The following is a 19,607-nucleotide window of genomic DNA, read 5'->3' on the forward strand; positions in this document are numbered from 1 at the left end:
GATCGTAGAGCCTGAACGGGACATATCGGATCGGGAGGTCGAGTAGCGGGGGTCGGGGGATTCGAGTAGCGGGACACTCGTGGCAAGGGGGTGTATTCGGGCCAGGCTATGGGCGGGGATGAAGAAAGGAGCGTCCCATGAGCGGGATGTTCACCAGGACGGCCAGATATGCGGCTCCATATCGGTCGGCCCCGACGGTCGGCACACACGGGATGGTGGTCTTCGGGACCGGCACCGACTGTTACCTATCGCATCGGCCGATGTTCTTCTCACCGTTCGACTTCCAGGTGCTGCTCGACATCGAATTGGACGAGCGCGGCAGTCGGGCACTCGGCGCCGACCGGCGCACCGGATTCCGCGGCGGACACGCCTTCGATCCAGCGGACCTCGCGCTCGTCGACCTCGATCCGCGCGCGGATCATCCGCGAACCACATTCTGGGGCAACCTGATTCGCGGCCATCTGGACCGGCGCGGCATCGTGATCGCACGCGACGTCGTAGCCACCGTGCGCCACGTCGTATCCTTCACACAGCTCGATCCGCATCCCCTGCGCACCGCGGAATTGTTGACTCACCTGTGCTTCGGCCGGGCCGGCAAGATGTATGTGGCGCACCGGATCGGGCGGCGGCCCAGCTTCGATCAAATCGTTTCGGCCCGGCTCATCCCCGGCACCGTCACCGACCTGCTCGGCGCCCCGCTGTCGGTCGATGTCACAGAGTTGGTATTCGATCAGGCGCAGCCGATCATCCTGGGACAGCGAGATTTCGCGGGCCAGCGGTTACGGGTCGGCGAGATCGCGGTGGCGGCCTTCCATACGACCGATACCGTCGGCGGGCAGCAGGGCTTCCTCGTCGACATTGCCATCGAGCGGCAGCTCTACCTGGAGGTCGCCGACCTGGTGTGATGTCAATACGCCGGAGGTAGCTGTTCGTGGCGGATCCGGTCAGGGCGCGAATCGGTCAGGGGGAGGACGACAGCTCGCGGGGGGCGCCATTACCTTCGGATCATGTCCGAATCGGTCCTGCACGCAACCGAATCGCGGCGGATAGCCGAAGTCGACATACTCCGCGGATTCGCACTCTTCGGGATCCTCATCGTGAATGTCGTGGTCGCCACGCTGCTGTGGTCGTTCGGCGGCACCATCGACGATCCGCGCCTCGGCTTCGACGGCCCGTTCGACCATTTCGTGAACGCGGTGGTAGAGGCGCTGTTCAGCGGCCGGTTCTATCTGTTGTTCGCATTTCTGTTCGGCTATTCGTTCACGCTGCAGATCGCGGCGGCACAGCGGGCCGGGATGTCGGCGAATCCGCGGCTGCTGCGACGCTGTGTCGCGCTGATGGCGATCGGGTTGGCACATGTTTTCCTGCTGTGGATCGGCGACATCCTGACGCTGTACGCGTTTCTGAGCCTGTTTCTGATCCTGCTGCGGTGGTTGGAGCCGCGGGTCGCGGTCATCGGCGGGACGGTGTTGTATCTCGCGTGGTCGATATGGGCGTTCCTGCCGGGTGCCGGTGGAATTACCGAGGTAGCGGAGCTGCTCGATGTGTTGGCATTGCACGAGGGCTACACCGGCAGCTTCGGTGATACCTTCACGATGCAGCTGTCGGAGGCGCCGCTGTGGATCATCCTGATCTGGATCACCCAGGGAGTTCCGGCGCTCGGGATGTTCCTGATCGGGATGGCTGCCGGTAGGCGCGAGCTGTTCACGGAACAGGAGACATTGCGCCGCTGGGCACCTCGGGTGTTCATCGGCGGGCTCGCGGTCGGACTGCCGGTCTCGGCGGTGACATTCTCCTACGGGATGGGTTGGCTGGAACCGCCGTCGTACTGGAACGGGATCCAAGAAATGATCAACCCACTCATGACATTCGCATACATCGCGGGGATCATCATGCTGACTCGAGCAGCCCGCACCGCACAGTATATGGCGCTGCTCGCCCCGGCCGGTCGGATGGCGGCCTCCAACTACATCATGCAGTCGGTGGTGTTGATGGTGATCTACACCGGCTACGGATTCGCCCTAGCAGATGATGTGCCACCGGCGGGCGTCATCGGGATCGCGTTGGTGACCTATGGCGCGCAGCTCGCCTTCAGTCACTGGTGGTTGCGCGGCCACGCGTATGGGCCGGTGGAGTGGGTGCTGCGCGCTGCGACATATGGTTTGGTTCCGGCATGGCGGCGGCCGGAATACGTTCCAGTGCAGAGGGATCGATTGGCTTGACGATGCTGAGCGCGCACTGGTCCGTCGGAACTGGCGACATCTGCCCATCTCGACGAAACGTGCACGCTCAGCATCGTTTCCGCCCCGCACGGTCCGGCTTCCCCTGAGGGAAACCGGGAGCCGCGTGGGTCAGCGATCAGCGGGGACCGTCAGCGCTTCCAGGAGAGCACGAGCGAATTCGGTTGGGGTTTCCCGCACACCGCTGTGCCCACCTGGGAACTCGACCAGCGGTCGGTCCAACTCGGTCGCAAGGGTTTCGGCGGTCCGATAGGGGAGTTGGCCACGGGTTTCCCGACCTGCGGCGAGCACAAGGCGGTCCACGACGGCGGCGAGTGCGGCCGTATCGGGCCGGTAATCGGTGACCGCGCGCAGTTCATGAGCGAACATCACCGGCGCGTTACCCATGAGCCGCCCGAGCATTTCGGCGGTGCGCGCCGGGACCTCGGCGGCATTGGGAAGCGGCTTCGAGGTGACGCCCACCGCCTGCATGAAACGCCCGCCCGCGACGGCGGGTCCCTGGTCACGGGCGAGTTCGACCACCTCCTCGACCATGGCCCGGTGCGCGGGCGCATCGGGCAGGACCGCGAAACACGGCGGCTCGTGGGCGACTACCAGGCGCAGCCGTTCCGGATGACGGGCGAGCAGGTCGAGCGCGACGACCGCGCCACCGCTGACACCGGCGACATATGCGAATTCACCTGCGGGCGTCAGGTGTTCGAGCAGACGGTATGCGTCGTCGCTGAAAACTTCCATCCGCTGGTCCACGGGTTCGGGAGCGTCCAGCACGCTGCGCGAGTAGCCACGCGGATCGGCGGCGACGACCGTGAAGTGCTCGGCGAGCGCATCGGCGATCGGGTCGAAGATGCCGGCGTCGCCGCCACTGCCCGGCAGTAGGAGCAGCACCGGGCCGTGGCCGCGCACCTCGAAATACAAGGTGGCGCCGGGAACTTCGAGGGTTTCGGATCTCACTGCGATTTCGCTTTCTCGTCGGTCGGCCAATGGGTGAGGGTGATGTGCAGGGCGTCGATCACGCGGTGCCAGGATGTGCCGGTGGAGCGGGCGTGGCCGAAGCCGCCGCTCGCCTCCAGGTTGGCATAACCGTGAAAAGTGCTGCGCAACAGGCGAACCGCATCGGTGATATCGGGTTCGTCGAGCCCGTAGGCGCGCAGCATCCCATAGGTCAGGTCGATGGCACGCAATCCGCCGGTCCAATCCGCGGCGACGGCGGGGTCCATCGGCATTTGGGTGGCGGCATAGCGGCCGGGATGTTCCAGGGCATAGCGGCGCCACTCGTCGGCAAATGCCGCGAGCGCAGCCCGTCCGGCGCGCCCGGCCACCGCCGCGGCAATGCGGTCGGTCTTCTCGTCGCTTGCCAGCATGGCCACCCGGTTACGCAGATCTTCGAGGTTCTTGATGTGCGAGTACAGGCTCGCGTCCTTGACTCCGAACTTCCTGGCCAGCGCGGCGATGGTGATGTTGTCGAAACCGACTTCATCGGCGAGCTCCGCCGCCGCCAGCGTGATCCGCTCGGTGGTCAATCCGGCGCGTGGTGACATCACATCTCCTGAAACTGTGGTGCCTAGTTTATAACCTAATAGCCCTAGGTTTCGCAAGTTTCACGCGCAGACGCACACCGCATCTGGGGGTCCCGGTAGTAATCGCCGAAAATCCGAGGAAGTTCGAGATGTCGCCTGGTAGAAGGTGATTCGTGGACTCGCCGGAAGAAGAAGTTGCCTGAACGGCAATCGCGCGAGGGCTATGCCCATGGTGCGGTTCCGCTGGTGATGCGGTGGATGCGCAGATGATTCAGGTTCGCTTCGAATTCGGCGACCATGGCGAGGGTTGGCAGGAACAGCTTGTCGAACGGTCGTGCCAGTCGTAGATCGAGTTGCTGAGTCCGAACAGCGCGTCGCGTTCACGTAGGCCGGTCAGGATCGCCGGCCTCAGCCATGTTCCGAGCGGGCCGGCGGCCGAGACGCTCCGAGAACTCGACGACATTTGGCCCGACCGATTAATTCGCGTGCCCATGCCGGTCAACATTCTCGGCAGACCATGACTACTTTGTCCGAGGAGACCTTGATGACCCCGACTTCGACCGCCACCACGCACACCCTCGACGTGCCCGGGGCTCGACTGCACTACGAGGTGCGCGGTAGCGGGCCGCTGGTCGTGTTGGTCGGCGCCCCGATGGATGCGGCGGCCTTCGCGCCGCTGGCGGAACTGCTCGCCACCGACCGCACCGTGCTCACCACCGACCCGCGCGGCCATCAGGGCAGCGTGCTCCATGACGCGGAACAGGACTCGACACCGCAGCTGCGCGCCGACGACCTGGCCTGCCTCATCACTCACCTCGGCATCGGCCCTGCGGTGGTATTCGGCTCCAGCGGCGGCGCTGTGAGCGCATTGGCCCTGGCCCAATCCCAGCCGGACCTGGTCACCACCGTGATCGCCCACGAACCGCCGCTGGGTGAACTGCTCGAGGACCGCGACCAGGTGCGCGCCGGAACCGAGGACGTCATCGCCACCTACCGCAGCGGCGATGTGCTCGGTGCATGGCGCAAGTTCATGGTCAACGCCAACATGGTGATGCCGGAACCGGTGCTACAGCAGGTGTTCGGCGGCGAGCGCGACCCGCGCCAGCTGGCCAGCGAGCGCTACTGGTTCGATCACGAACTGCGCGGCACCACCACGTGGGAGCCGAATATCGCTGTGCTGCAATCGACTCCGGCCCGCATCCTAATCGGCATCGGCTCCGAATCGACCGGCCAACACTGCGACCGCACATCGCGGGCGCTCAGTCAGGCCATCGGAGTGACTCCGACCGTATTCCCCGGCGGACACACCGGATTCGTCGAGGACCCAGCCGGATTCGCGGTCCGGTTGCGTGCGGTACTCGCAGGTGCTGCTTAGACCGGCGAGCCGGTAGCGCAGCATCGCCTTTGTGTCGATCACCCGGGCGGGGCCGAGAATGCGCAGCGGCGGCAGACCAGAGTTGCAGAGGTCCCGGTAGTAACCGCGCGGAAAACAACGACAATGGCTTGCCCATGGCTTCGGGAGTTGGAGGTCGCGTCGTCTCTGCGCGTCAACGCCGTGTTGGTGCCACGGTCGGCGCGCGTCTGGTCCCTCGGCTGCGTGTCAGCTCGCGATGTGGGCTTGGATGCCGTCGAGGAGGAAGTCGAGGCCGGTGCGGAAGGTTTGGTCGGCGTCCAGGTGGGCGGCGTCGCGTATGACCGTGGACAGCGCGGGGAATCGGCCGGTGGCGAAGGTTCGCTCGAGATAAGGCCCGAAGCCGGCCTGCCACTGCTTCTCGTTCATCCCGGTGGCCCGCTCGGCGCGCCGCTCGGCGATCTCCCGACGCACCGCCCCGACCACGTACGCATTGACCGCGTCGACCACCGGCATGACGATGTCCACGTCGATGCCGTCCATCGCGGCCACCACAGCCTCTCCTCTGGCTAGCGCGTGCGGCCCGAGCTGGGGTCGCCCACCGATCAGGTCGGCGAACCATTCGTGTTGATGAGCGGCCTGTCGGGTGGTTTCGGCGAGGGAGCGCAACACCTCTCGCCAACCGTCGCCGGCCGGCCGGATCTCGGCGTAGACCGAATCGACCATCAGGTCGAGCAATTCCTCCTTGGTGGCGATGTAGCCGTACAGCCGCATCGGCCCGACGTCCAGTGCGGCGGCAACCTTACGTAGCGACACCGCCGGTAGTCCTCCGTCCGCGTCGGCCAGCTGGATCGCCGCTCGTATGATTCGCTCCCGGCTCAGCGGGGCCGGCACTGGTCGATTCGGTGGCTCCGGCCTCTCCCACACCAACATGCCGCTGACGATACATCGGACAGTTCGATACAGTGTATTTGATAATTCACTGTATCGAAGGGCGACTCATGAATGGGCAGACTGCATCCACGGATGTTTTGATCGCGGGCGGCGGATCCGTCGGGCTGATGCTCGCGGTGCTGCTGCGCCACCACGGCGTCAAGCCCCTCGTCGTCGAGGAGAAGCCGGAGCTCTCGCCCCACCCCAGGGCCACCGGCATCGGGTCGCGGACGTTGGAGATCCTGCGCGAGGTCGGCCTGGAGCACGCGGTCAACGAGGCCGCGGTCGACTTGCGGGCGGGGAAGATCAGAGGGCGCACGCTCGCAGAGGCCGACTTCACCGAAGGCGCGGAGTGGAAGACGAAAATCGCGGCCGAGCTCATCTACACACCAGCTCGGATCCGCGGCACCTGCGCACAGAACCGGCTCGACCGCGTGCTGATCACCAAGGCTGGCGACGTGAAGTTCGGGCTGGCGCTCGACTCCTTCGAGCAGGACTCCGACGGCGTCACGGCGACCCTGTCCGACGGGCGTGTCGTGCGGGCGCGCTATCTGGTGGCGGCCGACGGGGTGCGGAGCCGGGTCCGGCAGATCCTCGGCATCGGCCTCACCGGTCCCGGTGCGATCGGTCAGGAGACGACGAGCGTCCTGTTCCGCGCTGATCTGCGGCCGCGCAAGCCGTTCGCAATGTGCAATATCGAGCATCCGGACGCGACCGGCCTGCTGGTGACCGTCGACGGCGAACGCGAGTGGGTGTTCCTCACCCGCCTCGACACCGAGCCGACTCCCGACCTCATCCGCACCGCGGTCGGCGACCCGTCGATCGAGGTGGAGATCCGCAGTGTGCTGAGGTTCCGGGGGCGCGGCCAGGTGGCCGACCGGCTCTCCGTCGGGCGGGTCTTCCTGGTGGGCGACGCGGCGCACGCCATCCCCCCACTGGGCGCGTTCGGGCTGAACGCCGGCGTCGCCGACGCGCACAACCTGGCGTGGAAGCTCGCGCACGTGCTGCGCGGCGAGGCCGGACCCGAGCTGCTGGAGACTTATCACGCCGAACGCCATCCAGTGGCCCTCATGACGATGGAGCAGGCGCGCCTGCGGTTCAACGATCCGTCCCTGCACTGGGGAAAGGGCATGGCACAGGCGCGCAAGGCAGCGGGGGCGATAAACGCGCCGGTGGTGCACATGGGCTACCGGTATGGCGGTGCGGAGCTCCCCTCCACCGAGGACGTCGCCCTCGACCTCGACGGGTCCCCGGGATCCCGCCTGCCGCACATGTGGGTGACCGACGGGGTGTCCACGCTGGATCTCGTCGGATCGCAGTGGTGCGTACTCACGGCCGATCCCGACGTGGAGGCCGACATTCCGGTGCACCTGGTGGACGGCTGGCCGTACGGGACGGTGCTGGTTCGACCTGACGGTTTCGTGAGCCGCTCGTACGGCTAGCGCGCCGCCTTCAGGCAGGTGGCGAGCATGTCGCGGAGGCCCTTCTTCTCCTGCGGCGGTGTCCTTCTCCTGCGGCGGTGTCCAACACGAAGCCATCCCGTCGTGACCTGAGTGGAGGGCGGCGCAGCAATGCACTGCCCTTACCCGTGTAGTCGGAGGTCAGCGAACGAAAGTTGATGCGCGGTCGGACAAGTCGAGCAGCATTTGCGGGACGATACCGAGCAGGACGGTCGCGCCCGCGGTGAATGCGACGACCGTGGTGGTGAGGAACGGGGAGGCGACGGTCGGGGCGTCGGCGGGTGGGTCGGTGAAGAACATCAAGACGATGACGCGGATGTAGAAGAAGGCGGCGATGGCGCTGGAGATGACACCGACGATGACCAGATAGGCAGCATCGCCGGAAGCGGCGGCCTGGAAGACCGCGAACTTCGCGACGAAGCCACCGGTGAGGGGCAGGCCCGCGAACGAGAGCAGGAAGAGGGCGAAAATTGTTGCCAGCCAGGGGGAGCGGCGGCCGAGGCCCGCCCACTGGGACATGGCGGTAGCTTCGTCACCTTCGGCATCCCGGACCAGGCTGACGACCGCGAACGCGCCGAGCGTGCCGAGGCCGTAGGCCAACAAATAGAACAGGATGGCCGAGGTACCGGCCGCATTCGCCGCGGCGAGACCGGTCAGGATGAATCCGGCATGCGCGACGGAGGAGTAGGCGAGCATGCGCTTGACGTCGGTCTGGGTAATCGCCATGATCGCGCCGATCACCATGGTCGCGATGGCAATGGCGGCGAGCACCGGACGCCAGTCGTCACGCAGACCGGGCACCGCGATCTGCAGCACCCGCAACAGCGCACCGACTGCCGCGATCTTCGTCGCCGCGGCCATGAAGCCGGTCACCGAACTCGGCGCGCCCTGATACACATCCGGCACCCAGGACTGGAACGGCACCGCACCGATCTTGAACAGCAACCCCACGGCCAGCAGCCCCACCCCGAGCAATGCCAAGGTGCTGTTCTGCGGATGCTGGGTTATCGCATCGGCGATCCCACCGAGCTTGACCGTCCCCGCCTGCCCGTAAAGCAGCGCAACGCCGTAGAGGAAGAACGCGGACGAAAACGCCCCGAGCAGAAAGTATTTCAGCGACGCTTCCTGCGAGAGCAGTCGCTTGCGCCGCGCCAGCCCGCACAGCAGATACAGCGGCAGCGACAAAACTTCCAACGCCACGAACATGGTCAGCAGATCATTGGACGCGGGAAACAGCATCAGTCCACCGATTGCGAGCATGGCCAGCGGGAACACCTCGGTGGTCGCGATACCCGCACGGACCGCGGCGATTTCCCCCGCACTACCGGGCACCGCGGAGGCCTGCGGGGTGAACGCGTCCACCGCACCGCCGACGGCGGCCGCGGCCACACTCCACGTCCCAGGACCGGAACGTACCTGCGGCCGCGGCTGCGCACCGCGCTCGGCCATGAACAGCAGCGCCAGAATCGACACCACCAGAATCGTGCCCTGAAGAAACAGTGTCACACCGTCGATCGCCACCGCACCCACCATCACGGTCGCCTTGGTCCCGGACAACCGCAGCACCGCCACCAGTGCCGCGACCAACCCGGCCAGCCCGAGCGGCACCTGGATGGCATACCGGTGGTGGCGCGGCGCGAACGCCTCGACGAGCACCCCGACCACCGCCACCCCGAACACGATCAGCATCGGCGACAACTTTGCGTATTCGATACTCGGCGCGGGCATACTTGCCGCGAGCAGACTGCTCATTTGTGGCCACCTCCGTGATCGGCCCCCGCTGCGGGGATCGCGGGCGTCTTCGGCGCGGGATCGTGGACGCCGATGGTGGTGAGCGTCTGACCCACTGCGGGATTGATGAACTCCAGCACCGGTTTCGGATAGATACCGAGGAACAGCAGTGCCGCGATCAACGGCACCACCACCGCCACCTCGCGCGGCACCAGATCATAGAGCCGCTCGTTGCCCTCCTTGACCGGACCGGTCATCATCCGCTGGTACATCCACAGCACATAAAGCGCCGCCAACACCAACGCCCCGGTCGCGATCACCGCGGCGAATCCGTAGCGCGTGAATGTGCCGAGTAGCACCAGGAATTCGCTGATGAACGGCGCAAGTCCCGGCAGCGACAGGGTGGCGAGACCGGCGATCAAGAAGGTGCCCGCCAGCACCGGCGCCACCTTCTGCACCCCGCCGTAGGCGGCGATGGCCCGAGTACCCCTGCGCGACACCAGGAATCCCGCGATCAGGAACAGTGCCGCTGTCGAGATGCCGTGATTGACCATGTAGAGGGTGGCCCCGGTCTGCCCCTGACTGGTCATCGCGAAGATGCCGAGAATGATGAATCCGAAGTGCGAGATCGAGGTATAGGCGATCAGCCGCATCACATCGGTCTGTCCAATGGCCAGCAGCGCGCCGTAGATGATGCCGACCACCGCGAGCGTAATCACCAGGGGCGCATAGGTTCCCGCGGCATCCGGGAACAGCAGCAGGCAGTAGCGCAACATGCCGAAGGTGCCGACCTTGTCGACCACCGCCATCATCAGCACCGCACTCGACGGCGTCGCCGCCACCGCCGCATCCGGCAGCCAGGTGTGCAACGGCCACAGCGGTGCCTTCACCGCGAAGGCGAACATGAACCCGAGGAAGAGGGCATTCAACACGGCCGGGCCGGCGCCGAGCTGTCCGGCATTGGCCGCAATCACCACGGTGCGGAAATCGAAGGTGCCCGACGATCCGGATCCGAGTCCCTGCCGCGCGGTGAGCACATACAGCCCGATCACCGCGGCCAACATGATCAGACCGCCGAACAGGTTGTACAACAGGAATTTCACCGCCGCCCGTGAGCGCTGCTGGCGATGCGCGAGATCGGCACTGCGCGGCCCGAATCCGCCGATGAGGAAGTACATCGGGACGAGCATCGCCTCGAAGAACACGTAGAACAGCAGAATGTCGAGCGAGACAAAGGAAATCAGCACCATCGCCTCGACGAGCAGCGTCAACGCGACATAGGTGTGCGACACCCGCCGCCCGCTGCCGACCTCACGCTCATCGTTCCACCCGGCCAGGATCAGCAGCGGCACCAGCGCCGCGGTGAGCAGCACCAACACCAGCGCGATCCCGTCCAACCCGAGTGTGTAACCCGCGCCGAAGGCCGGAATCCACTCGTGCGATTCGACGAACTGATACTGCGCCCCACCGGGTTCGAAGCGCACGGCCAAAACGATGCCGAGCACCAGCACCGCCAATGCGACACCGAATGCCAGCCCGCGCGCCAGGGTGCGCCGCGACGCGGGCAACAGCAGCACCACCACCGCGCCGGCGACGGGCAATAACCACAGCGTGGTCAACCAGGGATAGTCACTCACCAGAGCCTCACTGCCAGCAGGGCGGCGGCCACCAGTGCCGCGCCGGTGAACATGGACAGGGCATAGGACCGCACGAACCCGGACTGCACCTTCCGGATGCGCCCGGACAGTCCGCCGATCAGTGCGGCGGTCCCGTTGACGATGCCGTCGATGCCGCGATTGTCGAGGAAGACCAGCGACCGAGTCAGATACGCACCGGGACGCATGAATACGCCCTCGTTGAACGCATCTCCGTAGAGGTCCTTGCGGGCCGCGACCGTCAACGCGGATGCCGCCTCCGGCGCGGTCTCGGGAATCTCACGCTGCGCGAACTGGTTGTAGGCGAAGCCGATTCCGACGGCGACCACGAGCAGCGCCAGGACGGTCACCACGCCCGCGGGCACGACCTCCTCGCCGTGATGCGCCCCGACAACGGGTTCGAGCCAGTTCTGCAGCGACGACCCGAGAACGAACAGCCCACCCGCGGCCACCGAACCGATCGCGAGCAGAATCATCGGCCCGGTCATCACCGCTGGTGCCTCGTGCGGATGGGTATCTGGTTTCCAGCGACGCTCGCCGAAGAACGTCATCATCATCACGCGCGTCATGTAGAACGCGGTCAGCCCGGCACCCAGCAGCGTCACCGCGCCCAATGCCAAACCGCTTGCGCCGCCTTGGTTGAACGCCGCCTCGATGATCCGATCCTTGGAGAAGAATCCGGCGAACGGCGGCACGCCGATGATCGCCAAATAGCCGAGCCCGAAGGTGATGTAAGTGACCGGCAGCAGTTTGCGTAGTCCGCCGTAGCGGCGCATATCGGTCTCGTCGTCCATCGCGTGCATGACCGAACCGGCACCGAGGAACAGCCCGGCCTTGAAGAAGCCGTGGGTGAGCAGATGCATGATGGCGATCGCGTATCCGGCCGGGCCGAGGCCTGCGGCCAACACCATGTACCCGATCTGGCTCATGGTGGATGCCGCCAGCGCCTTCTTGATGTCGTCCTTCGCGCAGCCGACGATCGCACCGAACAGCAGCGTCACCGCCCCTACCAGTACAACCCCGAGTCGCGCATTGGGCGCGAGATCGAAAATCGGTCCGGAGCGCGCGATCAGATACACACCCGCCGTCACCATGGTGGCCGCGTGGATGAGCGCGGAGACCGGTGTCGGACCCTCCATCGCGTCCCCGAGCCAGGACTGCAGCGGCACCTGCGCGGACTTACCGCACGCGGCCAGCAGCAACAACAACCCGATTGCGGTGAGCGTGCCCTCCCCAGCCTGCGGCGCGGTCGCGAAAACCGAGCCGAAGTCGATCGAACCGAAGGTCGCGAACATGGTGAACATCGCGATCGCCAGCCCCATATCGCCGACCCGGTTGACCACGAATGCCTTCTTGGCCGCCGTCGCCGCGGTCGGCTTGTGGTACCAGAACCCGATCAGCAGATAGGAGGCCAGACCCACACCCTCCCAGCCGAGATACAGCACCAGGTAGTTGTCCGCCAGCACCAGCAGCAGCATGGCCGCCAGGAACAGATTCAGGTAGGCGAAGAACCGTCGCCGTCCTGGATCGTGGTTCATATAGCCGACGGAATAGATGTGGATCAGCGATCCCACGCCGGTGATCAGCAGCGCGAAACACACCGACAGCTGGTCCAATTGGAGGCTGAAGTCCACCTGCAACCCGTCGACCGGCACCCAGCTGAAAAAGTCCTTGTGGACTGCGCGGGCGGCATCATCACGGTCGAGCATGTGGAAGAAGGCGACGACGGCGAAGCCGAACGAGGCCAGCGCGGTGGCACAGCCGAGCAGATGCCCCCACCTGTCGCTGAAGCGTCCGACCAGCAGCAAGACGACAGCACCGGCCAGCGGCAGTGCGGGCAGCACCCAGAGCGTTGCGGTATCCACGTCAGAACTTCAGCAGGTTGGCGTCGTCGACCGAGGTCGAACGGCGGGTGCGGAAGATGGTCATGATGATGGCGAGTCCGACGACGACTTCGGCCGCGGCGACCACCATGGTGAAGAATGCGAACACCTGACCGTCCAGATTCGAATGCAGCCTGGCGAAGGTGACGAAGGCGAGATTCACCGCATTGAGCATCAGCTCGATGCACATGAACACCACAATGGCGTTGCGCCGCAGCAGCACACCGGCCGCGCCGATGGTGAACAGCAGGGCGGACAGGAACAGGTAGTTCTCAGGATTCACCGCTTGCCTTCCTCGTCTGCCTCGCGGGCGGGGGTTTCGGGCTCGTTGGCCTCGGCGGCGAAGGTCGGGGTCGTACCGACCGAGATGACCGCCGCTTCGGTGAGCGCCCTGGTGCGGCGGTGCCGCAGGATGGTGCTGACCGACAGCTCCTCGAAGGATCCATCCGGCAGCCGTGCCGGAATATCGACGGCGTTGTGCCTGGCGTACACACCGGGTGTCGGCAGCGGGGTGGCGCGCTCGGAGGGACGGGCCGGATCGTAGGCGCTGCGGAAGCGGCGACGCGAGAGTTCCCGCTGATCCAGGCGCGGCCCGAAACTCTCCCGGTGCGCCAGGATCATCGCGCCGATCGTGGCTGTGATGAGCAGTGCGCCGGTGAGTTCGAAGGCCCACACATATCGGACGAAGATCAGTTCGGCGAGTTGGCCGATCGCGTCTTTATAGGCGAAGCCCTTTGCCGGATAGGTGATTCCGGAGTTGCGGATGCCGTTGGCGATACCGCTGATCAGCAGCAGCCCGAAGCCGAGTCCGACCGCGGCAGCCGAGAGCCGCTGCCCGCGTAGGGTTTCCCCGAGCGATTCGGGGGAGTCGACGCCGACCAGCATGAGCACGAACAGGAACAGCATCATGACCGCGCCGGTGTAGACGACGATCTGCACGACGCCGAGGAACAGTGCATCCTGGGCCATGTAGAAGGTGGCGAGCACGATCATGGTGGCGGCCAGGCAGATCGCCGAATGTACGGCCTTACGCGCGAATACCATGCCGAACGCGGCGATGACGGCGAGCGGGCCGAGGATCCAGAATTGGACGGTCTCGCCGGTGGAGGTGTGGGTCAGTGGCTCTCCGGCTAATGTTTGGGCGGCCAGGATGAATTGACTCACCGCGCGCCTCCTTCCGCGCCCGCCGCGGCGGGCTCCCTGGGATCGGAACCGCTGTCACCGCCGGGAACATTGCCGCGGTAGTAATCGCCTTCCGTCGCACCGGGATACATGGCGTGCGGTGGTGCGGTCATACCTTGCTGCAGCGGGGCCAGTAGCCGGTCCTTCTCGTAGATCAGATCGGCGCGGTTGTCATCGACCATCTCGTACTCGTTGGTCATGGTCAGCGCCCTGGTCGGGCACGCCTCGATGCACAATCCGCAGCCGATACAGCGCAGATAGTTGATCTGATAGACCTGCCCGTAGCGCTCGCCGGGCGAAAAGCGTTCGGTCTCGGTGTTATCCGCGCCCTCGACATAGATCGCATCCGCAGGGCAGGCCCACGCGCACAGCTCGCAGCCGATGCATTTCTCCAGACCATCCGAATACCGATTGAGCTGATGGCGGCCGTGATAGCGGGGCGCGGTCGGCACCTTCTGTTCCGGATAGGACTCGGTATTGGGCTTTTTGAACATGGTCAGGAAGGTGACCGCGAAGCCGGTCAATGGTTCCAGCAGTCCGGGCTTGGGTTCCGGACGCCGCGTCGATGGATCCGGCAGCGGTGGCGTCGGGAAGCCGAGGAAGACCGCGGTGCCCGATTCCCCGGTGCCCGATTCCCAGGGGCTCGATTCCGCGGTGCCCGATTCCCCGGGGGCGGGTTCCTCGACCGGCGGCGCACCTTGTTTGCGACCGGCCCGCAGGAACATCAGCACGATCAGTCCGGAGATGATGATTCCGCTGATCACCAGCAGCGGCGTCTGGATCTCGTAGCCCTCGTTCTGCAGCACGCGGGCGGTCGCGACCAGCATTACCCACAGCAGCGAGGTCGGAATCAGCAGCTTCCAGCCGAGATTCATGAACTGGTCGTAGCGCAGGCGCGGCAGCGTGCCGCGCAACCAGATGAATACGAACAGGAACGTCCACATCTTGGCGATGAACCACAGCGCGGGCCACCAGCCGGAATTCGCACCGTCCCACAGGTTGATCGGGAACGGTGCGTGCCAGCCACCGAGGAACAGGGTGGTGGCGAGCGCGGAAACCGTTGCCATATTGATGTATTCGGCCATCATGAACATGGCGAATTTGAGCGAGGAGTATTCGGTGTGGAAACCGCCGACCAGCTCGCCCTCGGCCTCGGGCAGATCGAACGGCGCACGGTTGGTCTCGCCGACCATCGACACGCAGTAGATCAGGAAAGACGGCAGCAGCAGGAAGACATACCAGGTGCCCTCCTGTGCCTTCACGATCCCGGAGGTGGCCATGGTGCCGCCGAGTAGGAACACCGTCGCGAAGCACAGTGCCATGGCGATCTCGTAGGAGATCACCTGTGCGGTCGAGCGCAGCCCGCCCAGCAGCGGATACGTCGAACCCGATGACCAGCCTGCCAGCACGATGCCGTACACGCCGATCGAGGTGATGGCCAGGATGTAGAGCACCGCCACCGGCAGATCGGTGAGCTGTAGCGCGGTCCGGTGGCCGAGGATCGACACCTCCGGCCCGATCGGGATGACCGCGAACGCCATGAATGCGGGCACCACCGAGATGACCGGCGCCATAATGAAAATCGGCTTGTCGACGATGGCCGGGACGATATCTTCCTTCAGCGCCATCTTCACGCCGTCGGCTACGGCCTGCAGCGTGCCCTTGGGGCCGACGCGGTTCGGTCCGATGCGCATCTGCATCCAGGCCACGATCTTGCGCTCCAGATACACCGCCATCATCGGCGTGAGCAGCAGGAAGGCGAAGATCGCCAGCGATTTCCCGATGACGAGCCACAGCGGGTCGTGGCCGAAAAGAGAGAGATCACTCATGGCGGTGTTCCTTCATCCTCTCGTCGGCGCGATGCAGCTGCACCACACCGCCCGGCTGGGTGGCGAGCTGTTCGTTGACCGAGCAGCCCGGCGAGTTCAGCGGCAGCCACACCACTCGATCGGGCAGATCGGTGATCAGCAGCGGCAGCGTGACGGCGCCGCGATCGGTGGCGACGATGATCGGATCGTCATCGGCGGCACCGATTTCCAAAGCGGTGGCGGGAGACAGCCGCACCACCGGCGGCCGCGCGACACCCGCCAGATTCGGCTCTCCGTCTTGCATCCGGCCCTGGTCCAGCAGCATCCGCCAGCTGGACAGGATGGCCGCGCCGGGATTGGGCTGGGTCACCGGATGCGGGCGATGCGCGGGCGCGGGCACCGCCGGACCGTCCCAGGCGCCGAGTTCTGCGAGTTCGGCGCGCGCGGATTCGGTATCGGGGAGCCCGAGTGCGACCTGCATCTCGCCCGCGATGGCCTGCAGCACCCGCTGATCCGACAGCGGTGCGGGTTCGCGGCGCACCATCGAATCGCCGAGTGCCGTATCGAATTGCCGCGGTCGGCCCTCCCAGGTGCGGAAGGTGCCGGATTTCTGCATTGCCGAGGCCACCGGGAAGACGACATCGGCACGTTCGGTGACCGCGCTGTGCCGCAGCTCCAGGCTGACCACGAAGCGGGCGGCGTCGATGGCCTCCAGTGCCGCCTTGGGGTCCGGCAGGTCGGCGACATCGACACCGCCGATGACCAGCGCGCCCAAGCTCGGCGCGGCCTCCAGGATGGATGCGGTATCCCGACCGGCGGTGACCGGCAGTTCCGCGACATTCCAAATCGTGCGAACCTGTTGGCGCGCACGGGGATCCACCACCGGTCGACCACCGGGCAGCAGGCCGGGCAATGCTCCAGCCTCGACTGCACCGCGCTCACCCGCACGCCGCGGCACCCAGGCCAAGGCGGCACCGGTTTCATCGGCGAGCCGGACGGCTGCGGACAGTGCGCCCGGAATTCCGGCCATCCGTTCACCGACCAGCACCACCGCACCCGGCTGCCGCAACAGCTGTGCGGCTGTCGCCGCAGCGGCGGAGTCCGTCTCGCCGGTGCGCAGTGCATCGAGCAGATGGGGTTCGGCCCCGGGCACGGCTTGCAACAGCGTGCCCGACATCCGATCCAGCCCGCGCGAAGAGTAGGCGGCGAGTGAGAAGATCGGCATACCGCGCTTACGTGCCGCCTTGCGCAGCCGCAGGTAGATGATCGGCGACTCCTCTTCCGGCTCCAGTCCGGCGAGCAGCACGACTGGCGCGTTCTCCAGGGCGTCGTAGTCGACGGTCACACCCTGTCCGGCGATACGGGCGGCGAGGAAGTCCGCCTCTTCGGCCGAATGCACCCGGGCCCGGAAGTCGATGTCATTGGTGCCCAGGGCAACTCGGGCGAATTTGGCGTAGGCGTAGGCGTCTTCCTCGGTGACGCGACCACCGACCAGCACACCCGCGCTGCCGAAGGCAGATGCCAGACCCTCGGCGGCGGCGGCCAGGGCCTCGGACCAGGACGCGGGGGCGAGATTGCCGTCCCAGCCGCGCACCAGGGGTGTGGTGAGCCGGTCGCGTTCGGTCGCGTAGGTGAACGCCCACCGGCCCTTATCGCAGTTCCACTCCTCATTGACTTGCGGATCGTCACCTGCCAAGCGGCGCAACACTTTCCCGCGCCGATGGTCGGTGCGCTGTGCGCAGCCCGATGCGCAGTGCTCGCAGACGCTCGGGCTGGAGACCAGGTCGAACGGGCGGGCACGGAACCGGTAACTGGTTCCGGTGAGTGCGCCCACAGGGCAGATCTGGACGGTATTGCCGGAGAAGTAGGAGTCGAACGGTTCGGCCTGTGCGGTGCCGACCTGTTCGAGCGCACCGCGATCCATGAGTTCGATGAATGGATCCCCGGCGACCTGTTGGGAGAAGCGGGTGCAGCGGGCGCACAGCACGCAGCGTTCCCGGTCCAGCAGCACCGCCGTGGACAGCGGGATCGGCTTGGGGTAGGTGCGTTTGACGCCGTCGAATCGGGTTTCGGGCCGTCCGCTGGACATTGCCTGGTTCTGCAGCGGGCATTCACCGCCCTTATCGCAGACCGGACAGTCGAGGGGGTGGTTGATGAGCAGCAGCTCCATCACCCCCTCCTGGGCCTTGGCGGTCGGCGGTGAAGTCAGCTGAGTGCGCACGATCATGCCCTCGGTGACGGTCATGGTGCAGGAGGCGACCGGCTTGCGCTGCCCCTCCACTTCGACCAGACACTGGCGGCATGCGCCGACCGGGTCCAGCAGCGGGTGGTCACAGAAGCGCGGGATCTGGATGCCGATGAGTTCGGCGGCCCGGATCAGCAGGGTGCCCGCCGGAACACTGACCTCGTTGTCATCGATGGTGACGGTGACCAGGTCGGCGGGCACGAGTCCGCTTGCATTGGAATTCACGGTGGCAGGCCCACCCGTAACCCGGCCGCCACCCCCGATCGAATCGCTGCGCGATGCTGTGCTCATTTCACTCCTTCGGCCCAGGCGGTGGATCGCGCGGGATCGAACGGGCAGCCGTCGAGCCGCAGATGGTCGACGTATTCCTCGCGGAAGTACTTCAGCGAGGAGATGATCGGGCTGGCCGCACCGTCGCCGAGTGCGCAGAACGATTTGCCGTTGATGGTGTCGCTGATATCGAGGAGCTTGTCCAGATCCGATTCGGTACCCCGGCCGGCTTCGATCCGCTCGAGCAACTGGACGAGCCAGTAGGTGCCTTCGCGGCAGGGCGTGCACTTACCGCAGGATTCGTGGGCATAGAACTCGGTCCAGCGCAGCACCGCGCGCACGACACAGGTGGTGTCGTCGAAGATCTGTAATGCCTTGGTGCCCAACATGGATCCTGCTCCGGCGACACCCTCGTAGTCGAGCGGCACGTCGAGGTGTTGATCGGTGAACAGCGGTGTCGACGAACCGCCGGGCGTCCAGAACTTCACCTGATGTCCGGCGCGCACGCCACCGGCGTAGCCGAGCAGTTCGCGCAATGTAATGCCCAGTGGCGCTTCGTATTGCCCCGGCCGGGCGACATGTCCCGACAGCGAGTACAGCGTGAAGCCCGGGGACTTTTCACTGCCCATGGACCGGAACCAGGCGGTGCCGTTCAGGATGATCGGCGGCACGCTCGCAATGGATTCCACATTGTTGACCACCGTCGGGCAGGCATACAGACCCGCCACAGCCGGGAACGGCGGCCGCAATCGCGGCTGGCCGCGCCGCCCCTCCAGCGAATCCAGCAGCGCGGTTTCCTCGCCGCAGATGTATGCACCGGCACCGGCGTGCACGATGAGTTCCAGGTCGTAGCCCGAGCCCAGAATGTTCTTCCCGAGGAATCCGGCCGCATACGCCTGCGCGACCGCGGCCTGCAGCCGCCGCAGCACCGGCACGACCTCACCGCGCACATAGATGAACGCGTGCGCCGCCCGAATCGCATACGCCGCGATGATGACCCCCTCGATGAGGGTGTGCGGGGTGGCCAGCATGAGCGGGATGTCCTTGCAGGTGCCGGGTTCCGACTCGTCGGCATTGACCACGAGATAGTGGGGCTTCGTGACACCGTCCGGTCCCGTCCCCTGCGGGATGAAGCTCCATTTCATACCGGTCGGGAAGCCCGCGCCGCCACGGCCGCGCAGACCGGCGTCCTTGATGGTCTGGATGACCTGATCAGGCTCCATCCGCAAGGCCTTGCGCAACGCCTGATAGCCGTCGTGGCTGCGGTAGTGCTCGATGGTCCACGACTGCGGGTCGTCCCAATATCGGGTGAGTACGGGGGTCAGTGCCATC

General features: G+C 65.9%; 15 protein-coding genes. 4 read left to right on the forward strand and 11 right to left on the reverse strand.

From position 1 onward, the window contains the following. The first annotated feature begins 137 nt into the window (after nucleotides 1–137). Together ACIBI6_RS15580 and ACIBI6_RS15585 are read left to right on the forward strand one after the other, a co-directional pair. Nucleotides 138–905, forward strand: coding sequence for a hypothetical protein (locus ACIBI6_RS15580; RefSeq protein ID WP_364356439.1), 768 nt, complete (start codon nucleotides 138–140; stop codon nucleotides 903–905). A 102-nt stretch (nucleotides 906–1,007) separates the two neighbouring features. Then, nucleotides 1,008–2,222, forward strand: a complete 1,215-nt coding sequence (locus ACIBI6_RS15585; protein WP_396956694.1) for a DUF418 domain-containing protein — start codon at nucleotides 1,008–1,010, stop codon at nucleotides 2,220–2,222. 129 nt (nucleotides 2,223–2,351) lie between these two features. Here ACIBI6_RS15585 and ACIBI6_RS15590 read toward each other — a convergent pair whose 3' ends face one another. Then, nucleotides 2,352–3,191, reverse strand: a complete 840-nt coding sequence (locus ACIBI6_RS15590) for an alpha/beta hydrolase (protein WP_364356445.1) — start codon at nucleotides 3,189–3,191, stop codon at nucleotides 2,352–2,354. After that, on the reverse strand, nucleotides 3,188–3,778 hold the full coding sequence (locus ACIBI6_RS15595; RefSeq protein ID WP_396956696.1) for a TetR/AcrR family transcriptional regulator: 591 nt from the start codon (nucleotides 3,776–3,778) through the stop codon (nucleotides 3,188–3,190). The genes ACIBI6_RS15590 and ACIBI6_RS15595 overlap by 4 nt, the downstream gene beginning before the upstream one ends. A gap of 523 nt (nucleotides 3,779–4,301) precedes the next feature. Here ACIBI6_RS15595 and ACIBI6_RS15600 point away from each other — a divergent pair. Further along, nucleotides 4,302–5,132, forward strand: a complete 831-nt coding sequence (locus ACIBI6_RS15600; protein ID WP_396956698.1) for an alpha/beta fold hydrolase — start codon at nucleotides 4,302–4,304, stop codon at nucleotides 5,130–5,132. Between the two features lie 225 nt (nucleotides 5,133–5,357). On the opposite strand, the gene ACIBI6_RS15605 is transcribed toward ACIBI6_RS15600, so the two are convergent. After that, nucleotides 5,358–5,924, reverse strand: coding sequence for a TetR/AcrR family transcriptional regulator C-terminal domain-containing protein (locus ACIBI6_RS15605; protein WP_364356454.1), 567 nt, complete (start codon nucleotides 5,922–5,924; stop codon nucleotides 5,358–5,360). A gap of 185 nt (nucleotides 5,925–6,109) precedes the next feature. On the opposite strand from ACIBI6_RS15605, the gene ACIBI6_RS15610 reads away from it, so the two are divergent. Continuing rightward, nucleotides 6,110–7,483, forward strand: a complete 1,374-nt coding sequence (locus tag ACIBI6_RS15610; RefSeq protein WP_364356457.1) for an FAD-dependent monooxygenase — start codon at nucleotides 6,110–6,112, stop codon at nucleotides 7,481–7,483. Between the two features lie 159 nt (nucleotides 7,484–7,642). On the opposite strand, the gene nuoN is transcribed toward ACIBI6_RS15610, so the two are convergent. From nuoN to nuoF, 8 genes are read right to left on the reverse strand one after another with little or no spacing between them, the layout of a single operon-like run. Continuing rightward, nucleotides 7,643–9,253: an NADH-quinone oxidoreductase subunit NuoN gene (gene nuoN, locus ACIBI6_RS15615; protein WP_364356460.1), complete on the reverse strand. Its 1,611-nt coding sequence runs from the start codon at nucleotides 9,251–9,253 to the stop codon at nucleotides 7,643–7,645. Further along, nucleotides 9,250–10,869: an NADH-quinone oxidoreductase subunit M gene (locus ACIBI6_RS15620; RefSeq protein ID WP_364356463.1), complete on the reverse strand. Its 1,620-nt coding sequence runs from the start codon at nucleotides 10,867–10,869 to the stop codon at nucleotides 9,250–9,252. Before ACIBI6_RS15620 ends, nuoN begins: the two co-directional genes overlap by 4 nt. Then, nucleotides 10,866–12,752: an NADH-quinone oxidoreductase subunit L gene (nuoL, locus tag ACIBI6_RS15625; RefSeq protein ID WP_364356466.1), complete on the reverse strand. Its 1,887-nt coding sequence runs from the start codon at nucleotides 12,750–12,752 to the stop codon at nucleotides 10,866–10,868. Before nuoL ends, ACIBI6_RS15620 begins: the two co-directional genes overlap by 4 nt. Before the next feature lies 1 nt (nucleotide 12,753). Next, nucleotides 12,754–13,053: an NADH-quinone oxidoreductase subunit NuoK gene (gene nuoK / locus ACIBI6_RS15630; protein ID WP_062982135.1), complete on the reverse strand. Its 300-nt coding sequence runs from the start codon at nucleotides 13,051–13,053 to the stop codon at nucleotides 12,754–12,756. Next, on the reverse strand, nucleotides 13,050–13,934 hold the full coding sequence (locus tag ACIBI6_RS15635; RefSeq protein ID WP_364356470.1) for an NADH-quinone oxidoreductase subunit J: 885 nt from the start codon (nucleotides 13,932–13,934) through the stop codon (nucleotides 13,050–13,052). The genes nuoK and ACIBI6_RS15635 overlap by 4 nt, the downstream gene beginning before the upstream one ends. Further along, on the reverse strand, nucleotides 13,931–15,781 hold the full coding sequence (gene nuoH / locus ACIBI6_RS15640) for an NADH-quinone oxidoreductase subunit NuoH (protein WP_396956700.1): 1,851 nt from the start codon (nucleotides 15,779–15,781) through the stop codon (nucleotides 13,931–13,933). Before nuoH ends, ACIBI6_RS15635 begins: the two co-directional genes overlap by 4 nt. Beyond that, nucleotides 15,774–18,296 (reverse strand): NADH-quinone oxidoreductase subunit G, encoded by a 2,523-nt coding sequence (locus tag ACIBI6_RS15645; protein ID WP_364356473.1) that lies wholly within the window; start codon nucleotides 18,294–18,296, stop codon nucleotides 15,774–15,776. The genes nuoH and ACIBI6_RS15645 overlap by 8 nt, the downstream gene beginning before the upstream one ends. After that, a complete protein-coding gene (gene nuoF, locus ACIBI6_RS15650; RefSeq protein ID WP_364356476.1) occupies nucleotides 18,293–19,606 on the reverse strand; it encodes an NADH-quinone oxidoreductase subunit NuoF in 1,314 nt (437 codons plus the stop codon). The genes ACIBI6_RS15645 and nuoF overlap by 4 nt, the downstream gene beginning before the upstream one ends. Nucleotide 19,607: the final 1 nt, after the last annotated feature.

Origin of the sequence: Nocardia sp. NPDC050412 (assembly GCF_044458825.1) — a bacterium.
GTDB lineage: Bacteria > Actinomycetota > Actinomycetes > Mycobacteriales > Mycobacteriaceae > Nocardia.

Bases quoted from the DNA above. Each gene is read 5' to 3' on its own strand.
- nuoN (WP_364356460.1), bottom strand. From the start codon at position 9,253: ATGAGCAGTCTGCTCGCGGCAAGTATGCCCGCGCCGAGTATCGAATAC.
- nuoF (WP_364356476.1), bottom strand. From the start codon at position 19,606: ATGGCACTGACCCCCGTACTCACCCGATATTGGGACGACCCGCAGTCG.
- ACIBI6_RS15600 (WP_396956698.1), top strand. From the start codon at position 4,302: ATGACCCCGACTTCGACCGCCACCACGCACACCCTCGACGTGCCCGGG.
- ACIBI6_RS15645 (WP_364356473.1), bottom strand. From the start codon at position 18,296: ATGAGCACAGCATCGCGCAGCGATTCGATCGGGGGTGGCGGCCGGGTT.
- ACIBI6_RS15585 (WP_396956694.1), top strand. From the start codon at position 1,008: ATGTCCGAATCGGTCCTGCACGCAACCGAATCGCGGCGGATAGCCGAA.
- ACIBI6_RS15595 (WP_396956696.1), bottom strand. From the start codon at position 3,778: ATGTCACCACGCGCCGGATTGACCACCGAGCGGATCACGCTGGCGGCG.
- nuoH (WP_396956700.1), bottom strand. From the start codon at position 15,781: ATGAGTGATCTCTCTCTTTTCGGCCACGACCCGCTGTGGCTCGTCATC.
- ACIBI6_RS15580 (WP_364356439.1), top strand. From the start codon at position 138: ATGAGCGGGATGTTCACCAGGACGGCCAGATATGCGGCTCCATATCGG.
- ACIBI6_RS15610 (WP_364356457.1), top strand. From the start codon at position 6,110: ATGAATGGGCAGACTGCATCCACGGATGTTTTGATCGCGGGCGGCGGA.